This window comes from Nonomuraea monospora, assembly GCF_039531895.1.
Classification (GTDB): Bacteria; Actinomycetota; Actinomycetes; order Streptosporangiales; family Streptosporangiaceae; genus Nonomuraea; species Nonomuraea monospora.
This window is the reverse complement of sequence record NZ_BAAAQX010000069.1, coordinates 1-20,444: the sequence shown is the minus strand read 5'-3', so window position 1 is coordinate 20,444 and position 20,444 is coordinate 1. Positions and strand designations below refer to the sequence as shown.

The following is a 20,444-nucleotide window of genomic DNA, read 5'->3' as shown; positions in this document are numbered from 1 at the left end:
TACCGAGAGGGATGAGGACGGCTTCGTCGCCGAGCGTCGGCACGACTGGATCGCGTACCACCCGGTGATCCCGACCGGCCGGACCTGCTGAGCCGGATGTCAGGAGGAATTCTCGGCCACGGGCGTCCGAGCTGCCGGCAGTGGCCCGCGCGGCCGGAGGAAACCGTGAGGTGTTTCCGCACGACGGTTGGCCACGCCGTGGCCGGCCGCTGCCGGCGCGTCGCGAGGACGCCCGCCGCGAGACGGGAGGGACACGGTGATGACGGACGACCTCATCGCCGAACTGCGTTCGGCCGAGCTCGCCTTTCTGCGCACGGGTGACGTCGACCGGCTCGACGGGGCCGGCGCGCTGGCCGATCGCCTGCCCGACCGGACGCCGTACGCCGCCTCCACGGCGGTCTGGCTGCTCCTGTCGCGTTACGACCGCACCGGCGAGGACGCTCACCTGGATGCCGCGATCGCGCTGACGGAGGCGAGCGGAATCCTTGACGGCGGGTCGGAGTCGCACACGAAGCCCCGCCGCGAGCTTGAGGCCGCCGGAAGCTTCGACGGCGGGAGCTTCGACGGCGCTTGGGAAGCGGTGACGGGCGCCGTTCTGCTGCGCCGGTGCGCCCGTGACGGCGATGTGAGCGATCTCGACCGCGCGATCACGCTGGGCGCGGGGCGCCCGTCGCACGCGGGAACGGGGCCGCTGTGGCTGGAGCCGGGGCGACGTCTGCTGGACCTCTCCCGCGCTCACCTCGAACGCTATCGGCTCAACGGTGACGACGACGACCTGCCGTGCGCGCTCGCCATCGCCCGGCGGGCCGTGAGGGCAAGCCGCGAGCCGCTCGTCCTGGCGTCGTGCCTGGGCCAGCTGGCCGCATGCGAGCAGGAGCTCTATCTCGCGCGCGGCCCGCGGAGGCTGCTCGATCAGGCCGCTCGCCGGTACGAACGCGCTCTCGACCTCGCGGGCACGAGCGTGATGGTCCGCCCGATGCTGCTGACCGAGTACGGCACCGCCCTTCAGGACCGCTTCGCCGAGGACGACGATCTCGCCGACGCGGATCGTGCCGTGGCGCTCGCGCGCGAAGCGGTGGCGACAGGGGCCTGCCCACCGGACCTGGCCTGCCACCTGGTCAATCTGGGGACCGCGCTGATGACCCGCTATGAGTCCACCGGCGAGCCCGGCGATCTCGACCTTGCGGTGCGTCACTGGGACGAGGCGGTCGCCGCGCTGCCGGCCCGCGCGCCGTACCGCCCGGCCTTCCACGATCGGCTGGCGTACGGCCTGCTCGCCCGCTGGGAGACGGGCCACGGCGCGGCGGCCGACGTGGACCTCGCGGTCGGCCACGCCCGTCTCGCGGTACGCGACGGCGCGGCCCGCCCCGTGGCGGCGATCTACCGCAATCATCTCAGCGAGGCGTTGCACCACCGCTGGGCGCTGCGGCGGGACCCCGCTGATCTGGACGAGGCGGTGCGGGTCTTCGCCGACGCCGTCGCGGAGTCGGGCCCTGCGGGCGCCCGCGCGCCCGAGCTGCGCGCTAACCTGGCGCACACGCTGCTCAACCGTTACGAGGCGGCGGGCGACCCGGCGGACGTCGAGGCCGCGCTGAGTTTCCTGCGGGCGGCCGGGGAGGCGAGGTCACGAGCGGTCGTCGCGTCGGCCGTGGCCCGCGCTCTGGCCCTGCGCTACGAGGCTGGTGGCCGCCCCGGCGACCTGGCCGCGGGCATAGCGGCGGCCAGAGCCGGCCTGGGCGGCGCCGATGCTCCCGCCGCTGCCTCGCGTACGAGCTGGCTGTCGCGGCTGATCCACCTGCGTTACCTGCGCTTCGGGCGGCGTCGCGACCTCGACGCCGCGATCCGGCTGATGAGTGCCGTGGTCGGCGTCGAGGATGACGACAGCTCGGATGAGGGGGCGGAGAACGGGATGAACGCCGCCCATCTGGACAGTCTCGCGGCCCTGCTGTCGGAACGCTACGAGCGCGACGGCGACCGTGCCGACCAGGAGGCGGCGGTCAGGCTCGCCCGGCGGGCGCGCGGACGGAGCTCCGGCATGGCGGCGGGTTCAGGCGGCAATCTTGCCGCGGCGCTGCACGATCGTTTCTTCGTCGAGGGCAGATGGGATGAGCTGGAGGAGGCCGCGGAACATCACCGAGCGGCCGCCGCCCAGGAGCTGCCCGGATCGCCCAGGCTGCCGACCGCCCTGAACAACCTGGGCATCGTGCTGCAGGACGTCTATCAGTACAGTGACGACACAGCCGCCGACGCGATGATCGATGAGGCGATCGAGACTCATCAGCGGGCGGTGCGCCTCTGCCCCGCGGCCTCACCGCACCGGCCCGCCTTCCTGACCACGCTGGCGGCCGCGCTGCAGCTGCGGTACGAGCGCGACCGCGACGCCGCTGACCTGGGCCGCGTCATCGCCCTGTACGAGCAGGCCTTGGTCGCGCCGGCCGGGGGCGCGACGGACCGCAGGACGGCGCTGGCCAACCTCGCGTCGGCACTCCACCTGCGCGCCACGGCGAGCGGGCGCCGCGCGGACCACGACCGGGCCGTCGAGGTGTATCGGTCCGCGCTGCGCGGGACTCGCGGCCGACGTCCGGCGCGGGCCGTCCTGCTCGGCAACTACGCGCAGGCGTTGGCGGAGCGGCACGACCGGTTCGGCGTTACCCGCCGGTCCGAGGTGCTGCGTGCCTTCCAGCGAGCGGCCGCGGCCGGCGCGGGCCACACCGTGGTGCGGCTGCACACGATGACGGCGTTCGCCGAGTGGGCGACGCGAGCGGGGCTGTGGCCGCACGCCGCCGGCGCCTGTCACGAGGCCGCCACGGCCCGCCGGGCGCTGTTCGGCGTCCAGCGCGACAACACCCACAAGGCGGCCTGGCTGCGCTGGGGCGAGGACGTCAACGCCGCCGAAGCCTTCGCCCGGGTCCGCTGCGGGACGCCCGGCCAGGCGGTGGCCGCCCTGGACGCGGGCCGGGCCCTCATGCTCTCGGAGGCGCTGGAGACCCGCGCGCTGCCCGGCCGCCTCCGCGCCCAGGGGCGCCACGACCTGGCGGCCCGTTACGAGCGCGCGCTGGCCCGCGCCCACCGGGAGGCCGTCGCCGCGCGTCACTCCATGGGGGTCACGCCGTGAGCGGCCCTGAGCACCCGCAGCGGCCAGCGGCGCAGGCGGAATGGGTCGTTCACGGCCGGGTCCGGCGGCCGGTACTGGGCCACCAGGCGCTCCCCCTCCGCGCGGGCCTCCTCGAACGTCGCCGAGGCGAGCACGTCCGTCTCCAGGTAGCGCCATTCGTCGCTGAGCCGCCACGTCTCCCAGCCCAGTAGCGCGTGGCCGGGGACCACGACGATCGCCGGACTCAGCGAGATCGCCTCCAGCAGGCTCGCCAGCAGCACCGTGGCGTCGACGCAGTTGGCCTGCCGGTCGGCGAGGCTCTCGCGAGGCAGCCGCACCCGCTGGCGCAGGCCGCCGTCGTCGGGGCTGAATGCGGTCACCGAGTTCACGTAGCGCAGGCCGTTCTCTCTGAGCGCCGCGACCACCGCTCTCACCTGCGGCTCGACCTGCTCCGGGCTGGCCTGGTAGCCCTCGAGGCGCTCGCCCGGGTGGTGCGCCGCGGCGGTGCGGACGAAGCTCATGACCTCGGCCGCATTAGGCGTGACGAAAGCACCGAGGTACCCGCTGAGGTCGGTGAGCGCCTGTGTGGACGGGTCAACGACCGCGAGCGGCGCGGTGGTGCGAGCCAGCAGCCGTACGACGCGGGTCGTGTGGAACTCCGGTCTGCCGTCCAGATCCTCGACGAGCACGTTGAGCGTGGCGGCCGTCAGCTCGGTGACGGTCCGCACTTTCGCGGGGAACATGGTGGGGAACTGGTCGATCGTCTGTTCATCCCCGTCGTCGAGTTCGACGGTGTCGACGGCTCGCGCCGAGTAGCCGTCGACGTAGGAGGTGACGCGAATCCGCCGGGTCTCGAGTCCCTTGGCGTTCGCCACGTGGACGGAGACCAGCGGCCGGCGTGCCGGATCGAACAGGTGGCAGATCGCCGTCGGCACGTGGGACATGCGTAACCGCACGTCCACCTCCAGACCGGTGCTGAGCCGGCCGCGTACCTCCTCCGCCTGCTCGTCGCGCTCGCTCTCCACACGGGCCCGCTGAGCGGACAGCTCGCCCAAGAGGGCCTCCTGCCGTGAGAGCTCGGCCAGCAGGCCGGACGATCGGGCCGCGGCGGGGCCGGCGTAGATCCTGGCGCGCAGGGCACCGGTCTCCTGGCGGCACAGGTACTCGCGCTCCCGGAGCTCCGCCAGGGAGCCGGGACCGGTCATGCCTTCGCCCGCGCGCCGCCGGCCGGTGCGCCGGCCGTCGCGTCCGGGTCTCCGTAGACGGTGTAGGCCAGCCAGGTCGGGTCGCCGTCCTCGTTCCGCACGTGGTCGCGGGCGTGGCGCACTGCCTCGCCGAGTCTCCTGCCGCCCCCGGCGGCAAAGGCGTCGTAGAAGGCGTCGGCGAACAGCCGCGCCGAGCTGGAGCGCACCGGCCACAGGGTGCCGAGGAAGGCACCGGCTCCGGCGGCCATGAACTCGCTCGCCCAGCCCATGGGCCGGTTCAGCCGCCGCACCTCTTCGGCGGTGCGACAGGCGTTGAAGAAGATCAGGGGTTTCGCTCCGCGAAGGGAGCGCCGCGCGACCACCGTCGCGAGGTCGCTCGGCCGGAACGGGCCCTCGTGCATGCTGAGCACCGAGCCGCTCTCCTCGCTGAAGTCGTTGTGGCAGGCGAAGTGCAGCACGCTGGGCGGCGCGCCGAGCGTGGCGGTGAGCTGGGTGAGCGTGGTGATCTGCCCCCGGTCCCGCACGCTAGGCCCCAGCCGCTGCCGTATCCGCTGGAACTCATCGGCGGCCGCCTTGGGGATCAGCTTCGAGGTGACGTACGCGGCACTGCGGAGGGGCAGGTGCAACTCCGGCGGCTGCCCGTCGATGCCGCGCGTCACCGGGAACTGCTGGATCAGGAAGCCCCGGTCGTGGGAGCCGTCCATGGGATACAGCAGTTCCCAGGGCAGGACGTCGGCGGAGCTGACCACCGCGAAGGACGAGATGTCGTCCGCGATCTGCCAGAACTGCTCGCGGATCTCGTCCGGGACGGCCCCCAGCCACAGGCCGACGCCGAGGTTCTTCAGCCGTTCGTTCTTGGCGGCCCGCGTCTTGAAGGGGGATTTGTCCATGGCGAGCCTGCCCAGCTCCTGGACGAGTTCTTCGACCAGCTTCCGCGGCTCACCGCCCAGGTGTTTGCGGACGCCGCGCTCGTCGGCCCCCGGGGCCAGCAGGCGGAGGCTGTAGTCGCCGCCGGATAGCGCGGACACCTCCAGCGTCGCCTGCCCGGGCCGGCGGCTCGGGGGCGGCAGTTCTCCGCGCTCCCTCCTCGTCGGGCCGGGAACGGCGCTCTCGTGCACCTTGACCGTCGTCACCACGCCGCCCAGATACCTTCCCGCCTCGAACGCGCGCACGCGTACGTTGTGGGTGCCCGTGGTGAGGCCGCGCAGGCCGAACTCCACCGGCGCGGAGTCCCCGTCGCCGGGCACGGGGAGGCGCAGGCGCTGGTGTTCGAGAAAGACCAGGCCGGGCGCCTCCACCGTGACCGTGATTGCGGAGCCGTTGCCCGATGCGCCGAAGGGGTCGAGCCGGCCGGAGAGCCGGTGATCACCAGGTGACTGCGACAACCACACCACCACGCTGAACTCGTGGCCCACGCCGATCTGCTCGGGCAGGGAGACGATCAAATGCCGCGGGGTGTCGCGAAAGGTGCGTCCGCGCTGCTCCAGCATCCACTCGGCCAGGACGGGGTCGCTGCTGAGCACCTTGAGCAGGCGGTACTCTCCCCTGACCGGCGGCAGTGCCAGCGCCGCGGTCAGATCCCGCCGAATGCGCCCCGCCGCTTCCCGATCCGGCAGCAGAAGGTCGAGCAGGGTGAGCGCGGCCCGTGCCAGCCGGCGCACCTCGGAGTCGGTCACAGCGCCCCCCTTCGTCAGGCACCGATGTAGGCGAACGCGGCCCACGCGTCGATGGTGGAGTAGGTCCGCTCCCGGGCGGGGCGCATCATCAGGTCGCTGAGCACGACCATCGCGGCCTCGTGCGGCAGCCAGCCGGCCCCGGCTTCGAGCGCCTCCTCGTAGACGCGGACGATCTCACCGTTGGGGGTATCGCGTAACCAGCACTGAGCCTGCCGCAGCGCCGCGCGCGGAGCCTCGCCCTCCACCCGCCAGCGGCGATAGAACTCGATCATGAGGATGAGCGTCGGCAGGTCGTCGATCAGCCACATCGACGCCACCACGCCGCCGGCGCCCGCCTGCAGCAGGCCGGTCGGGAGCGACACGACCTCGTCGGGCAGCTCCGTGCCGGGCATCGACGTCTCACAGGCGGACAGGACGGCCAGGCGCAAGGTGAGGTCGAGCGCGAAAACCTCGCGCAGGGTGAGTGCCTGCTCAGGGGCCAGGTCGAGACCACTGTCGAGCGGGGAGGCGAGCCGGGCGAAGCCGTGACAGGCGAAGTGCACCACGTCAGCGTCCCTCATGGCGTCGGCGACGCCGCCGATGCCCGCCGCCCCGCCTTCGACGACCGCGGCGGCGGCGCCGAAGTGCGCCGCCGCCACCTGTGACTCCGACGGCGCGGAGGCGAACGCGGAGTCCTGGTCCGACTTCGGGCCGAGCACCGCGAGCAGCCTTCCGGCCGGTCTGGCGGCGAGCCTGCGCGCCCTGCTCAGCGAGCGCGCGTTGGGGGCATAGCTCACCATGAGCTCGTCGATCACATAGCGGCGGGGACGCTCGGGGTCGCCGGTCGCCGTCCAGGCCGCGTGCAACGGCAGCAGCCCCAGCAGCCCACCCGCGACCAGCACGGCACTGCTGGCGGGGCGCAGCCTCGCCATCACCTCCCGCATGACGTCGGTCCAGAGCCAGTCCGTCACGTCGTCGACGGTGGCCCGCCAGCGCAGGACGGCGTCCGGATCATCCTTGTTCTCGCGAAAGGCTCCGTAGGCCGCGAAGTAGGCGGCCACCTGGTCCTGCAGTTCCATCGTGGTGAGTTCGTCGAGCGGGACGTGCTCGACGGCCTCACCCCGCACGATCAGGGCCAGCCCGCCGAACTCGGTCGCGGCCAGGTAGACCAGTGGCTCATGCTCGGCAGCGCTCGCGACGTCGTCGAAGGTCGGCGCTCGGAGGAAATCGCCATATCCGGGGACGGCCCGGATCTCCTCGATCACCTGTTCCAGCTCGTCGCGTGCGGCCCGGACCTCGTCCAGCGGATCCTCGTTCAAGGGCATCTCCCGCGATGGCGGACTTCGGGACAGAGAGCCGGAGCGATGACGATGCTAACCAATGCCACTGCGGAGGGGCGACGGTCTGACTACAATTCACCGATAGAGGGCCACGTTACGGAAGTACACCGTGATATCCATCGAAGCGCTTCCCGCCGCGGACGGCGACTGCCTGTGGGTGGAATGGGCACACCGCGGCCGCACCCGGCGGATGATCGTGGACGGCGGGCGAGGATCGGTCCTGCTGGAGCGGCTGCACCGGCTGCCGGAGGACGACCGGCACATCGACCTGATCGTATGCACCCACATCGACGTCGATCACATCGACGGGCTCGTCGCGCTGTTCGGGCAGCCGCCGCCCGGTCTGTCGGTGGGCCAGGTCTGGTTCAACGGGCGCCGTCACCTGCGGCAGGACATCGCCGGCCCACGCCAGGGCGACCGCCTGGAAGTACTGCTGGACAGGGCGGGAACGCCGTGGAACACCGCCTTCGGCGGCGGCGCCGTAGTGGTGCCCGACCGCGGGGACCTGCCGGCCGTGCGGTTCGCCGGGCTGACGTTCACGCTGCTCGCGCCCGATCGGCGGGCACTCGCCCGGCTCGACGCCGCCTGGCCGGATGTCCTCGCCGACCTGCTGCCGCCGTTGGAGGGCCGGCGGATGACGGACGAGGACGCGGCCACACCGCTCGCCGACCTGGCGAGCGCGCCGTACACGCCGGACACCACAGCTGCGAATGGGTCGAGCATCGCGTTCATCGCCGAGCACGAAGACGGCGGCCGGATCCTCTTCGCCGCGGACTCCCCCGCCGAGGCGCTGTTGAACGGCCTGCGCCGCCTCGGCGAAGGCACCCCTGTCGCCCTGGACGTGTGCAAGGTGCCCCACCATGGGAGCGCCCGCAACGTGAGCACCGATCTGGTCTCCCACCTCGCCTGCGACCACTGGCTCTTCTCCACCAGCGGGGCCCGGCACGCTCACCCCGACCGCCGGGCGATCGCCAGGATCGTGGCCGGCCGGCCCCGGTCGACGCTGGTCTTCAACTACAGCAGCCGCACCACCAGTCCCTACGGCGACGACGCGGAGTCGGCGCGCTTCGGCTTCCGCACGCTGCTGCCCCGTGGCGACCGGCCGGGCGTCACCCTGCGCGTCTCCGCCGGCCGCGTCGAGACCACCGGACCCGTGCGGAGCGGAGGCGCGACATCATGACGGCGAGCCAGGACCGATCCGCCGGAGACGACGCGGCGGCCCTGCCGTTGCGGCAGGCCGAAGCCGCCGCCCACGCGGCCTACCACGCGCTGCGCGAGCATGCCGCGACGGGAGATCCGGCCGCGATCAGGACGGCGGTAAGGCTGTGGCGCGAGGCTCTGGTTCATCCCGGCATGCGGCTGATGCCGGCCGGCACGCGTGCGGGGCTGCTCATCGACGCGGGCAACGCCTTCCTGCGGCAGGCGGAGCAGGATCCCGGGCCGGACGGCCTCGGCGAGGGCATCGCGTGTTACCGGGAAGCGATCGAACTCGCGACGGAGCCCGCCCGGCGCGTCGCCGCCAAGCTCAACCTGGCCGCCGCGCTGCGGCTGCGCGCGGCGGGGCGGCCGCCCGGCGACGAGGACTTCGGCGCCGCGCTGGAGTTGCTGGACGAATGCGTGGCGGCGACCGGCGCACCGGCCCGTGCCATGGCGTGGACGACCAGAGGCCATCTGCGGATGGACCAGTACCACGCCAGCGCCGACACGGAGTTCCTGCGCGCCGCGGACGCGGACTATCGCGCAGCGCTGAGGGAGACGGCGCCAGGAAGCGCGGCGGAGTACCGTAGATGGGGGCACCTCGGGCTGAGCGCGGTCGAGACGTGGCGAGTCACGGGCCGCCGCGAGTTCCTGGACCGCGCGGTGGAACACCTGATGCTCGCGACCGAACTGGCGGGCCGCCACGGGCAGCGGCGCGGCATGCCCCTCACCAACCGGGCCACCGCGCTCATGGAGCGGTTCGAGGCCGACGGTCGGTGCGAGGACCTCGATCTGGCCGTAGACCTGTACGAACAGGCCGTGAGCGAGGAGCATCCCGGCTCGGCCGAGGCGCGGGAGTCGTCTGGGGGCCTGTGCGCGGCCCTCGCCCGGCGCCACGAGCTGACCGGTGACCCCAGCGACCTGCGGCGTGCCACCGGGATGGCGCGTGACCTGGACGGCCCCGCCCTGGCCGGCGTGATCGGGCAGTTCCCTCCCGTCCTCCTGGCCGGCTTCGCGGTCACAGGTGACGCCGCGACGCTGGACAGCGCCATCTTTCACGCCCGCGCCGCGGTCGCCGGCGCGAACGCCGTACGGCGGCCGATGGCGCTGGACAATCTCGCCGCGGCCCTTTCCAGCGGTTACGACGCCACAGGAGACCTCCAGAAACTCGTTGAGGTCTCGGACGTCTATGAACAGGCCGTCCGGTCCACCCCGGACGACGCCCCCCGGCGGCTCGTCCGGCTGGCGAACCTCGCCGACGCCCTGCGCGAGCGCGCCCACCGTGACGGCGGGCTCGAACTCCTCAACCATGCCGTGCGGCTACTCACCGAGGTCGTCGCGGCCGCTCCCGTGAACGCGCCGGCGCGGGCCGGCTACGTGGCGCTGCTGGCGACCGCCCTGTTGCAGCGGCACCGGCTCGGCCCGCTGGCCACCGGTCTGGACCAGGCTACCGACCTGGATCAGACCGCCGCCCTGGGCCGGGCGGCGGACCTGGGTCGGGCGATCGTCCTTGCCGGAGCGGCGGTCGCCGCGACCCCCGCCGACGCGCCCGACCGCCCGGCCCGGCTCGGCCTCCACGGCGCCTGCCTCCTGGCCACCGGTCGCACCGGGCTGTTCGACCAGGCGGTCGAACTGCTGCGCGAATCGGTGGCCGACACACCCCGCACAGCCCCCCTGTACGCCCGGCATTTGCAAAACCTCGGCTACGGCCTGGCCAGGAGAGCGCAAGCGCGCGGCGACGCCCGGGATCGGGACGCCGCGCTGACCGCGTTCGAAGAGGCCTGGGCGCTGGCGGCCGAGTCCGACCCGGCCGCCGGGGTGTCCGCCGGGTGGAACTGGGGACACGCGGCGGGAACGTGGGCGGACTGGCTGGCATCGGCGGAGGGTTGCCTTCGCGGGCTCGCCACGGTCTGGAGGCTGGCCGGCCGGCAGGAGGGCCGCCGTGGCAGGGAGGCGTGGCTTCGCGACGCTCAACGGCTGCCGGCCGGCGCCGCTCTGACGCTGGCGAAACTCGGCTCGCCGCGGGAGGCGGTGCGCGTGCTGGAAGCCGGGCGAGGCGTGCTGCTCGCCACGGACCTGCCGGTCGGCGGAGGACCGTCTGACGACGCCGGCCCGTAAGGACCTCGCCTTCCGCGTCCGCCCGCATCGAGCAGGGCACTGGCGACCGTTCAGACCGCGCCGAGCTGCGGGCAGTAGTGCGCGGCGAGGGCGCGGGTGAGCTGCTCACCGCGGGTCGCCGTGAGTCGCAGATTCTCCGGTGTCATGCGGGCGAAGTCGGTGGGGTAGTCGATGATCGCCTCACGGGGCACCAGGCCGGCGATCGGGACGGGGAGCCGCTCGTCGCGGGTGGCCAGGTACGTGTTGACGAAGCCCTTCAGCGCGCCCGCCTCGGCGGCCTGGTTGAGCCGTGCCCGTGACCCGTCCTGCGCCTTGCCGTACGCGATCTCGAAGCTCCGCTTGAGGCGGCCGAGCATGAAGTTCGGCGCGGTGCGGACCCTCCTGCCCTGTCCCGCGTCCACGGCGATGATGTAGTCGAGGTCGTAGACGTGGCTGGTGTGGGCGGCCGAGCGGCCGGGCAGCAGCGGCGTGAGCCCCAGGTTGTCGTACACGCCGCCGTCGGTCATCAGCAAGGTCCTGCGTTCCCGCGTGCCGTCGCGCCCGACGAAGGTGTAAGTGCGGTTCAGCGGCGGGAGCAGGGCCGGGAACGCCGCCGAACCGGCGACCGCGTCGGCCACGAGGACGGGTTCGGCGATGTCCCCGACGGGGGAGAGCGAGCTGACCCGGCTGCCGAATCTGACGGCGTTGCCCGTGGCCAGGTCCGTGGCCGAGATGATCGTCGCCAGACCGGAGCGGGTGACGTCGCCGAGCCGGCGGCGCCCGAACGGCCGGGCGGCGAGGGCTCGCACCAGCGCCTCGGTCCGCGTGTTCGATCGCGGCCTGCCCGTGACGGCTGTCATGAGGCTGACGCCGGCGGCCAGAACGGCTCTCGGCGCCAGTGCCCGCCGGGCGAGTTCCCAGTGCAGGCCGGTCGTGACCAGGTCGGTGACCCCGGCGTCGAAGTCGGCGAAGCTCTCCGGGCCGTACGCCCACATGGCGGCCAGGAGACTGCCACCGCTGATGCCGGAGACGACCGTGACGTCGCCCAGGATGCCCCGGTCGTGCAGGGCCCGCAGGGCGCCGAGCCCGAACGCCGTGGCGCGGAACCCGCCACCCGACAGTGCGAGCCCGACCCGGGGGCGAGCCCTTGGCCCCGGTGCCGGCGCGGGAGCCGCTCCCGACGGCTCCTGGTCGCCCGTCGGCGGTGTGCGGGCCCGGCGCGTTCGCGCAGCGGCCTTCGTCGACGGTTGGATCACGTCATCGCTCATCTGCGCACCCGCGGCATCGACCCGGAACACCACCCGCGAGGAGACGCCCTCGCCAGGCCATTCCATTGTGCACAGGAAGCCGCCCTGGTCGACAGGCGCGCCATGGAGATCGGGCGGCCGGATCGATGCCGCCGGGAGGGTCAGGCGCGGTGATACTGGGCGGGGGCGGCGACCTCGCCGCCGAGTTCCTTGGCGGCGCGGCGGGCCCAGTACGGGTCGCGCAGGAACTCGCGGCCGAGCAGGACCGCGTCCGCCCGGCCCGAGGCGACGATCTCCTCGGCCTGGGCGGACTCCGTGATCAGGCCGACCGCCGCCACGGGCATGCCGACCTCGTCGCGGACCCGCTGGGCGAAGGGCACCTGGTAGCCGGGGCCGGCCACGACCCTGGCGCCGGGGCGTTGCCGCCGCTGGAGACGTCCAGCAGGTCGACGCCGCGGGTCGATGTCGGATTGCAGGGCTTCCTCGCCGTCGTCGAGGGCCTCCTCGGCCGGGCCGGGGTTCATGCCGTCGCCTTCCCACGCCGCGGCCGCTGCTCGGTCTGACGCTGGGCCGCAACGCTGACCGTGCGGATCGCGGCGATCTGCGTCCCCGGTGTCCCCTGCGATCGAGGCCCGCTCGAACTGGTAGTGCGCACAGAGCTCGATCGTGACCTCGTCCACCGGGATCGCCCGCGGCTGCCGGGTCTTGGCGAACGCGCCGTTGGCGTTGAGGCGTCGCCGGACGTGGACGTGCGCCCCCTTCATCCGTCAGCTACTCAAAGCCCGGGATCGCGACCCTGTACTTGATCGTGCGGGCCATGATCGTGCGGTACTGACCGTCCTCGCCCAGGTCGACCCCCGCCAGCAAGTAGCGCAGGAACTTCGGCCTGCTCAGCGCGTTGACCACCGTCGGCGCCACCCAGCCCTGTTGAGTAATACCCCAGAGTTCGTTGAGTCGTTCAGCATGGTCACAGCCGCAGGACCTGGGCTTTCCTCCGGTTCAGTGCGTGCCTGGCGGGAGGAGGTGCAGGGGCAAGGAGCTGCGCCAGCCGTTCAAGCCAGCCTTCCGCGAAGTCTGCCTGAGCTGGCCGTTTGGGACGGCTTCCGCAAGCGGTGCGGAGCAGAAGGTGCTCCGTCGTCTCAGTTCGCCCCAGAAAGAGTTGTTACGCTGGCAGGTGCCCAAGGACGAGCTTCCCCACTTCCACGAAACCGACGGACTCCGGCCATGGCGTTATTCGGACGGGCACCCGAGTGTGCGGCGATCGACGGTCTGCTCGCCTCTGTCGAGACTGGTCTGTGCGCTCACCTGGTCATCACTGGCGAGGCGGGCATCGGGAAGACGGCCATGCTGGCCTACGCCGCCCGGTCCGCGGCCGGCCGCATGCTCATCCTGCAGGCCCGGGGTGTGCGCGCGGAAGGCGATGTGCCGTTCGCCGCTCTGACGCAGTTGCTCGGCGCGATCCCCTGGGACAAGGCGGATCTCGCGCCGCCGCAGCGGGTGGCTCTGCGGGCAGCGCTGGCCGTGGACGAGGCGCCCGCCACCGGGCTCGACCGTCTCGCCACGGGTCTCGGCGTGCTCAACGTCCTGTCGGCCCTGGCGGCGGAGCGGCCGTCCCTGGTACTGCTCGACGACGTCCAGTGGATGGACGCCGAGTCGGTTCAGGCGCTGGTGTTCGCCGCCCGCCGACTGCGGCACGACTCGGTCGGTTTTCTGTTCGCTCTTCGTGACGGCGGGGAGGCCGAGCCAGTGGGCTTCCCCCGCATGCGTCTGCCCGGCCTGGACGCCACCGCCACCGCGCACCTGCTCGCCGAGCGCGGCACCCGGCTGAGGCCCGCCGAGGCAGGCAGGCTGGCCGAGCTGGTCCGGGGCAATCCGCTCGCCCTGGTGGATCTGGCCGATCTGGACCCCGAGCGGCTGCATCACCTCGGTTCGAGCGCCGAGCCGCTGCCGATCGGCTCGGTGCTGGAGCAGGCGTACGGGGAGCAGATCGACCGGTTACCGGCCGGCACGCGCCGTGCCCTGCTGTTCGTCGCGCTGATCAAAGAGCCCGACACGCAGGTGCTGCATGCTGTGCTGGCCGGCGAGAACCTCGATCTGACGCGGCTCGCTCCGGCCGAGGACGTGCGGCTCGTCTCTGTCGGCTCCGGCGTGGTGGAGTTCCGCCATCCCCTGATCAGTTCCGCGCTGGTACAGCGGACCGCACCGAGCGAGCGGCGCTCGGCGCACCGCGCGATCGCCGCCGCCCTGGGGGCCGACACGAGTCTGCAGGCCAGGGAGCAGAGAGTCTGGCATCTGGCCGCCGCCGCGTACGGGCCGGACGAGGACGTCGCCGCTGCCCTGGAGGAGTGCGCGGTGCGTGCGATCAGCGTGTCCGGATACGCCTCCGCCGCCACGGCCTACGAGCGGGCGGCCCGGCTCAGCGCAGGGCGGAGGGAACAGGCGGGCAGGCTGCTGAGTGCCGCCTCGGCCGCCTTCCACGCCGGTCAGAGTGCCCGGGCGGGCGGGCTGCTGGAGCGGGCGCAGCGCTTCGCCACGGTGGAGGACGAGGTGCGGTGCGAAGTGCAGGCGCTGCGCGGGCGGCTCGAATCGCGGCGCGGCAACCCGCTCGACGCCTACTCCGGCCTGGTCGAGGAGGCCGCCCGCCTCCAGGAGCGCCGCCCCGACCTGGCGCTCGTGCTGCTGGCGAGCGCCATCCCGGCGGCGGTGTTCGCCGGGCGCGGCGAAGAGGCGCTGGCAGCAGCCCGGCGGGCCGACGACCTCGGCAGAGCCGTCGGTGGCCCCTACGCCCTCTACGGCCAGTGCATGCTCGGCGGCATGCTGGCCCTCCTCGGAGAGCCCGGTGGCGAGCAACTCCTGGACGTGGCGTTCGCGCAGCTCGACCTCGACGGCCGGCCACCGCCCCAGATCCTGCCCCTGCTGGGGGACGTCGCCTACGCGTACACGATCCTGGAACGCTTCGACGACGCCCAGCGCATCCACCGGACGCTGACGCGCGTCGCCACCGAGCGTGCCGCCGCCGGACTGATGATCTGGCCGATCGGCGAGCAGGCCCTGATCGACTTCCGCAGGGGCCTGTGGCGCGCGGCTCACGCGGGCGCGCTGCAGGCCGAGCAACTGGCGATGGACTGCGGGCTGGACAACGAGATCGCCAACAACCAGCATGTGCTGGCCTGGATCGCCGCTTCACGCGGGCAGGAGGCTGAGTGCCGCCGTTACGTCGAGCTGGTACGACAGCAGGTGGCGGTCTCGGGGGCTCGCATCTTCGACCTGCTCACCCAGTGCGTGCTCGGCCATCTGGAGCTTGGCCTCGGACACGTCGAGCAGGCGATCACCGAGCTGGAGCAGGCTCGCGAGCTGGCCTTGGCGTTCGGCATCCGCAACATGACCCATTTCCAGTGGGCGCCTGAGCTGGCCGAGGCCTACATCCAGCGCGGCCGGCACGCCGATGCGCGAGTCGTGATCGACCTGCTCACCGGCATCGGCGAGCAGACGCAGACGGCCATCGTCCGCGCCACGGGTTCGCGCTGCCGCGGGCTCCTGGCCGAGGAGTTCGACGAGCACTTCCAGCGTGCCCTGGATCACCATCGGCTGGCCGGGCGCCCCTTCGAGCTGGCACGCACCCGGCTGTGCTTCGGGCAGCGGCTGCGCCGCCGCAAGCGGCGCTCCCTGGCTCGCGAGCAGCTGCAGGCGGCGTGGCGGACGTTCAGCGCCCTCGAAGCCGACTGCTGGACGGCTCGGGCGCATGCCGAGCTGGAGGCCACCGGGCTGCGGATGCCCGCCCGGGCCGCTTCGGGGGCGGATCTGCTGACGCCGCAGGAGCTGCAGGTGGCGCTCCAGGTGTCGGAGGGGGCGAGCAACCGGGAGGCCGCCGAGCGGCTGTTCGTGAGCGTGAAGACCGTCGAGTACCACCTGAGCCGCGTCTACAGGAAGCTCGGGGTCGGCTCCCGTGCCGATCTCAGTGTGGCGCTGCGGTCATGACTAGGGGTCGCCCCTGATTCGGCCGTCGTCCTTCCTGGGGCGCAATGGGAGTAGCCACATCACGGGGGGACATCGTGAGAGCCATCCAGCGTCCGATGCTCGGCATCGGCATCGCCTTCGTGCTGCTCCTGGGAGGGACGGGGTGCCAGGAGCCCGCGGAGGAAACGGGGCCTGTGATCGTACCGACCGAGGCCGGCACTCCGGCTTGGCCGGAGCCCGAACCCGAGCCCGAGGTCACCGAGCCGGAGCCGGAGTTCACCACCGAACCGGAACCTGAGCCGGAGTACCCAGAGCCGGAATACACAGAGCCGGAATACACAGAGCCAGGACAGGAGCAGGAGACTGACCCCTGCGCGTTCCCCGGCGACCCGCTCTGCCCTGACACCCCGATCAAGGTTCCGCCTCCGAACCTCGATCCCTGGTGACAGCGCCGCCGGTGCGAACATGTCATTCCTGAGGAGGTTCCCAATGGCCGGCGATCCTGGCACCCAGGAGATCGTCCGGGAGCTCACCCGGCAGGTGATCACGCGAGCGGCACCCGAGGAGCTGCCGCTGGTCCAGCCCATGTCCGACCAATTCTTCGAGGGCCGGCGCAGGCGCGGTGCCTCCGGGCGCGAGGATCCGCTCGGGTTCGGGCTGGACACCGCCGTCGTCCTGCTCACCCCGATCGTCCTTCAGGTGACCGCCGCGCTGGTGGACGAGCTGGCGCAGCAGCTCGCCGGCGCGGTGGCCACCAGAGGGCTGGCGGGGCTGCGGCTCCTGCGCAGGCTGGTGCTGCGCCAAGAGGACGCGGCGGAACTCGCGGTCCCGGCGCTGAGCCCCGGCCAGCTCGACCGCGTCCATGGCCTGGCCCGCGACAAGGCGGTCCAGCTCGGCCTCGATCCGCAGCAGGCCGAGCTGCTCGCCGACGCACTGCGCGGCAGCCTGACCATCACGCCGGACTGACCCATGACGGCCCGGCCGGACCCGTTCGCCCTTCCGGCACAGACGACCCTGCGTTTCTTGCTGCTCGTCGCCGCCGCGCTGGGCAGCGCCGTGTTCGCGTTCAACCTGGTCTACCTGCACTTCGCCCCGAGTGAGTGGCCGCTCTTCCGCTCCTGCGCAGCCGCGGCGGCCCGCCCGGCGGGTCTCGGCCGGCGGCTGGAGGAGGCTGCCACGTCGCTGGCCGAGTGCCTGTCGCCCGCCGAGCCGCGCAAGGCGCTGTGGGTGGCGGCCGGGCTGGCCGTCATGGTCGTGGTCACGGCGGCGATCTACTGGATGACGCCGGCCTGGCGGATCCGCCGACGCCGGCTGGCGCCGCTGCGCGACGCCCCGGAGCTCGCAGCCGAGCTCGACGCTCTGGTCGCCAGGGCTGGGCTGCCGCGGCCGCCCACGTTCCTCCTCAGCACCAGGGCCGGGGCGAGCGGGGTGGCTTTCGGCCACGTCGGGCGGCGGTACGTGCAGATCGACGCCGGGCTCCTCGTCAGGCACCGGCTCGACCCGCAGGCGTTCCGGGCCGTGCTGCTGCACGAGCTGGCTCACCTGCGCAACCGGGATCTGGACATCACCTACCTCACCATCGGGATCTGGCGGGCTTTCCTGCTGGTCGCGGTCCTTCCCCTGCTGCTGATCCTGGCGGACGAGCCTGCCGTGCTGCCGGGGGTGGCCTGGCGGCTGGCCTGTCTGATGACGTTGGTCTTCCTGACCCGCAACGCCGTGCTGCGGTCCCGTGAGCTGTATGCCGATCTCAGGGCCGACGGCTGGGAGGGCTCTCGTGGGGCGATCCGGAGGGTGATCGCCCGGTTGCCCGCGCAGCCGGCCGCGCGCCGGTTCTTCGCCACGCATCCCGCTCCCCAGGTCAGGCTGGCCACGCTCGACGACGCGGCGCGGCTGTTTCGGCCCGGGTTTTGGGAGGCGTTCTCGGCGGGCGTGGTAGTCACGGTCACCTACGAGAACCTGGTGACGCTCATCTGGTTCGTGGTCGGCACGTCGGACCCGCTCACCACCAGATGGCTGGCCGCGGCGGCGTTCACGCCGCTCGCCGCCGGGGTGGTGGGCATCGCCCTGTGGCGGTCCGCCGCGTACGCCGCCGCTCTGGGCCTGCGCCCGCACGGCACCTGGATCGCGGGCGCGGGGCTGGGCGCCGGGCTGGTGCTGGGCGAGCCGCTGTCGGTGGCCGCCGCCGTCACCGGTTCGCTGACGGCCTCCGGCACGCCGGGCGCGGATGTGGCCGATATGCGGGGGGTGGGGGCGGCCGGCTTCGGTCCGGCCGGCGCCGTGGCGGCGTTGTGCCTGGTCGGCGTAGCCGTTCTCATGGCGGGGTGGATCGCCGCCACGGCACGCGCCTGGTACCCGTCCGCCGGCTCCCGCAAGGCGGCGCTGTTCTACGTGCCCCTGCTGATGGCCTCGGCCACCCTGCTCGCGCTCTGGCTGGGTCTGCGTTCCCTGCTGGTGGACGCGCGGCACCTGCTACCGCACCTGGAACGACTCGCCAGGGACGACTTCGAGGCGTGGGGGCAGCACGCCTGGCCAGGACCGTGGCCGATGTGGCTGGTCGTGGATCACCCGCTGGCTCTGGACCTGTCACAGCGCGACCTGACGGCTGTCGGCCTGATCGCGCTGTGGCTGATCCCGCTGGCCGCGCCCCGGGCGCGCCCCTCGGCGACCGTGGCGGTGCCGGCCGGGCTGGCCGGAGCGTTCCTCTACGCGGTGGCGCTGCTGACGGCACGCGCCTTCCTTCACCATCAGCTTCCGGAGAGCACCAGGACGAGAGCCGAGTTCCTGCTCCTCGCGGAATACTGGCACGTCGCCGCGGCATGGGCGGCGCAGGTGGCCGTGGCGTTGCCGGTGGCCGCGCACCTGGCCGCGCGGCGAAGGGAACACCCGGTCCTGCTCGCCTGCATGGCCGCCTTCGTGGCCGGGGCGCTGATGGTCGTGGCAGAGCTGTCGATCATCTCCTTCGGCGGCTGCGTACCCGAGTTCAGCCTGGCGCCCGGCCCGTGCGCCTGGCAGTTCACCGCGCCCTTCGTCCGGCTGGAGACCGGCAGGATCGTGACCGGTGGCGCGGCCGTCGCGCTCGCGGCGGCGCTGGCCGGGCTGGGTGCCGGCAAGGTGCTGGGCGCGCTGCGGTCGTGGTGGGCCGCGTGCGCCGGGCCGCTCGTGCTGCTCGGGCGGGCCCTCGCCGCGGGAGTCGTGCTGATCGTGCTGCTCAGCGGCGGCATCACTGCCACCGAGCACCCCGGCGGTTCCGCCGGGGTGGAGGCGGACGGCACGGCGGTGCTCACCTCGCAGGCCGTCACCGAGGTGTGCGCGCTGCAACGCCGGCTGATCGCCGACCTGGACTCCCTGTCCCCAGCCGGCCAGCGGGCCAGGCTGACCGACATGTTGGCGCCCGCGATCCTCGCCGACGACGAGGAGCTACAGAGCGGGGTCCTGGCCATGTTCGACGGCCTCGACGCGAGCGACGCCGCCAAGTGGGCCGAGGGGTTGCGGACGGTCAACGCCGCCTGCCACATCCGGCTGGGCTGACCCGCCGGGTCCGGCCCGGCCTCCGGCGGGACGTCAGCTACGACTGTGCCGCTGAGGTCCACTCCATCGAGGAGCGCCTCGATGTGGACGGCGACGCCGACCTGGGCAAAAGCGCGCCTCATCGGCCCCGTGCGCAGCCGTTACCCTCATCTCCGATGCTCACGCCGGCCCCTGGTGCCGGCTGACTGACGACGCCGCCCCATGCGACCCTGTGCTCGTCACACCATGTCGGGACGTTCGCCTCTGTCCCACGCCACAGCTGGGGGGTGTGCTGGAGACACACGAGCCTGTTGTGATGGAGGATCGTAGACGGAAGCCAAGCAGTGGACGGTACAGATCTACCTGGCCGAGGATGGCGACGATACCCACGCCCAGGCGGTGCTGAACACCCGGGACGGCCAGGACCGGCCGGCACGCCCATCGGAACCCGGCCGACCTGGCGGTGCCCGAGATCGGCGACGAACTGGCGGCCTCACGCGCGCTGGCGGACCTCGCCAGCAAACTCGCCGTCATCACGCAACGTGACATCACCGAGCTCGCAGACCCGCCGACGCCGAGCCGTTCCTGGTGAGCACCTCATGTTCAAGGCGGTGCGGAAGTACCGCAGAAGCAGCGCCGACCGCATCGGCTACGGGATCTTCAGGACGCTCACCTGGCTCGGCGCCGGACCGGCCGACCCGCTGATCACCCCGGGCCGCAGGACCGGCCTGCCGCGCGGCCGTCTGGGCGTCGTCGTACGGCGGACTTGGCGGCAGTGGTTGCTCGCCCTCTACAGTGCCATCCTGTGGGTGGCCAACGTCCACGTGGCCGGGCGGGTGACGCTACGCCGCGGGCATGCCCATCGCGACTACACCGTTCCGGAGCTGCAGCCGGACGAGGCCGGACCTGCGCTCAAGCGCTACCTCGCCGTCGCGACCCGGCCGTACTTCCAGGCGGGCAAGGACAGGCCCGTGACGGAGTCCGTCGCCGAGGCCCTTCGCCACCCCCTCTTCCAACTTAGTACTCCAGTGACACTTCGCGATCTTGAGGGGTCGAGGTCACATGGCGACGGCCACCGCGTGATCATTCATGGTTTGTGAAGACAACGAAAGATCGTGCGGTGGCCGCGAGCCACAGCGTAGACC

The 20,444-nt window shown here is 72.7% G+C and carries 14 protein-coding genes and 1 pseudogene; 9 read left to right on the top strand and 6 right to left on the bottom strand.

Going from position 1 to position 20,444, the window contains the following annotated elements; all coding sequences use genetic code 11:
* Positions 1-259 precede the first annotated feature (259 nt).
* The gene (locus tag ABD331_RS58860; protein WP_344496022.1) at positions 260-3,115 is read left to right on the top strand and encodes a hypothetical protein; all 2,856 of its coding nucleotides are present in this window, start codon (positions 260-262) and stop codon (positions 3,113-3,115) included.
* On the opposite strand, the gene ABD331_RS58855 is transcribed toward ABD331_RS58860, so the two are convergent.
* Genes ABD331_RS58855 through ABD331_RS58845 form a run of 3 tightly spaced genes read right to left on the bottom strand, consistent with a single transcriptional unit; the run spans position 3,091 to position 7,273 of the window.
* Complete coding sequence (locus tag ABD331_RS58855; protein WP_344496020.1) at positions 3,091-4,299, bottom strand: hypothetical protein; 1,209 nt, start codon at positions 4,297-4,299, stop codon at positions 3,091-3,093. The genes ABD331_RS58860 and ABD331_RS58855 overlap by 25 nt on opposite strands.
* The gene (locus tag ABD331_RS58850; protein WP_344496018.1) at positions 4,296-5,975 is read right to left on the bottom strand and encodes a CHAT domain-containing protein; all 1,680 of its coding nucleotides are present in this window, start codon (positions 5,973-5,975) and stop codon (positions 4,296-4,298) included. The genes ABD331_RS58855 and ABD331_RS58850 overlap by 4 nt, the downstream gene beginning before the upstream one ends.
* Before the next feature lie 14 nt (positions 5,976-5,989).
* On the bottom strand, positions 5,990-7,273 hold the full coding sequence (locus ABD331_RS58845; protein WP_344496016.1) for a CHAT domain-containing protein: 1,284 nt from the start codon (positions 7,271-7,273) through the stop codon (positions 5,990-5,992).
* A 130-nt stretch (positions 7,274-7,403) separates the two neighbouring features.
* On the opposite strand from ABD331_RS58845, the gene ABD331_RS58840 reads away from it, so the two are divergent.
* Both ABD331_RS58840 and ABD331_RS58835 read left to right on the top strand, forming a co-directional pair.
* Entirely contained in the window at positions 7,404-8,474 is a 1,071-nt protein-coding gene (locus ABD331_RS58840; protein WP_344496014.1) for a ComEC/Rec2 family competence protein, read from the top strand.
* Entirely contained in the window at positions 8,471-10,609 is a 2,139-nt protein-coding gene (locus ABD331_RS58835) for a hypothetical protein (protein ID WP_344496012.1), read from the top strand. Before ABD331_RS58840 ends, ABD331_RS58835 begins: the two co-directional genes overlap by 4 nt.
* A 50-nt stretch (positions 10,610-10,659) precedes the next feature.
* Here ABD331_RS58835 and ABD331_RS58830 read toward each other — a convergent pair whose 3' ends face one another.
* From ABD331_RS58830 to ABD331_RS58820, 3 genes and pseudogenes are all read right to left on the bottom strand, one after another.
* The gene (locus tag ABD331_RS58830) at positions 10,660-11,856 is read right to left on the bottom strand and encodes a patatin-like phospholipase family protein (protein ID WP_344496010.1); all 1,197 of its coding nucleotides are present in this window, start codon (positions 11,854-11,856) and stop codon (positions 10,660-10,662) included.
* Between the two features lie 140 nt (positions 11,857-11,996).
* Positions 11,997-12,292, bottom strand: a pseudogene (locus ABD331_RS58825) (oxidoreductase); the annotation flags it as partial.
* Positions 12,293-12,606: 314 nt separating this feature from the next.
* Positions 12,607-12,753: a hypothetical protein gene (locus tag ABD331_RS58820; protein ID WP_344496008.1), complete on the bottom strand. Its 147-nt coding sequence runs from the start codon at positions 12,751-12,753 to the stop codon at positions 12,607-12,609.
* 306 nt (positions 12,754-13,059) lie between these two features.
* Between ABD331_RS58820 and ABD331_RS58815 the strand changes: the two genes are divergently transcribed.
* From ABD331_RS58815 to ABD331_RS58790, 6 genes are all read left to right on the top strand, one after another.
* Positions 13,060-15,813 (top strand): helix-turn-helix transcriptional regulator, encoded by a 2,754-nt coding sequence (locus ABD331_RS58815; protein ID WP_344496006.1) that lies wholly within the window; start codon positions 13,060-13,062, stop codon positions 15,811-15,813.
* Positions 15,814-15,887: 74 nt separating this feature from the next.
* Entirely contained in the window at positions 15,888-16,238 is a 351-nt protein-coding gene (locus tag ABD331_RS58810) for a hypothetical protein (protein ID WP_344496004.1), read from the top strand.
* A gap of 43 nt (positions 16,239-16,281) precedes the next feature.
* Positions 16,282-16,758, top strand: coding sequence for a hypothetical protein (locus ABD331_RS58805; RefSeq protein ID WP_344496002.1), 477 nt, complete (start codon positions 16,282-16,284; stop codon positions 16,756-16,758).
* A 3-nt stretch (positions 16,759-16,761) separates the two neighbouring features.
* Complete coding sequence (locus tag ABD331_RS58800; RefSeq protein WP_344496000.1) at positions 16,762-19,320, top strand: M48 family metalloprotease; 2,559 nt, start codon at positions 16,762-16,764, stop codon at positions 19,318-19,320.
* Positions 19,321-19,762: 442 nt separating this feature from the next.
* Positions 19,763-19,891, top strand: coding sequence for a dsRBD fold-containing protein (locus ABD331_RS58795; RefSeq protein ID WP_344495998.1), 129 nt, complete (start codon positions 19,763-19,765; stop codon positions 19,889-19,891).
* Between the two features lie 7 nt (positions 19,892-19,898).
* On the top strand, positions 19,899-20,399 hold the full coding sequence (locus tag ABD331_RS58790; protein ID WP_344495996.1) for a PNPOx family protein: 501 nt from the start codon (positions 19,899-19,901) through the stop codon (positions 20,397-20,399).
* Positions 20,400-20,444: the final 45 nt, after the last annotated feature.

Coding starts and splice junctions, on each gene's coding strand:
- ABD331_RS58860 (WP_344496022.1), top strand. CDS start 260: ATGACGGACGACCTCATCGCCGAACTGCGTTCGGCCGAGCTCGCCTTT.
- ABD331_RS58855 (WP_344496020.1), bottom strand. CDS start 4,299: ATGACCGGTCCCGGCTCCCTGGCGGAGCTCCGGGAGCGCGAGTACCTG.
- ABD331_RS58835 (WP_344496012.1), top strand. CDS start 8,471: ATGACGGCGAGCCAGGACCGATCCGCCGGAGACGACGCGGCGGCCCTG.
- ABD331_RS58830 (WP_344496010.1), bottom strand. CDS start 11,856: ATGAGCGATGACGTGATCCAACCGTCGACGAAGGCCGCTGCGCGAACG.
- ABD331_RS58815 (WP_344496006.1), top strand. CDS start 13,060: ATGGCGTTATTCGGACGGGCACCCGAGTGTGCGGCGATCGACGGTCTG.
- ABD331_RS58805 (WP_344496002.1), top strand. CDS start 16,282: ATGGCCGGCGATCCTGGCACCCAGGAGATCGTCCGGGAGCTCACCCGG.
- ABD331_RS58800 (WP_344496000.1), top strand. CDS start 16,762: ATGACGGCCCGGCCGGACCCGTTCGCCCTTCCGGCACAGACGACCCTG.
- ABD331_RS58790 (WP_344495996.1), top strand. CDS start 19,899: ATGTTCAAGGCGGTGCGGAAGTACCGCAGAAGCAGCGCCGACCGCATC.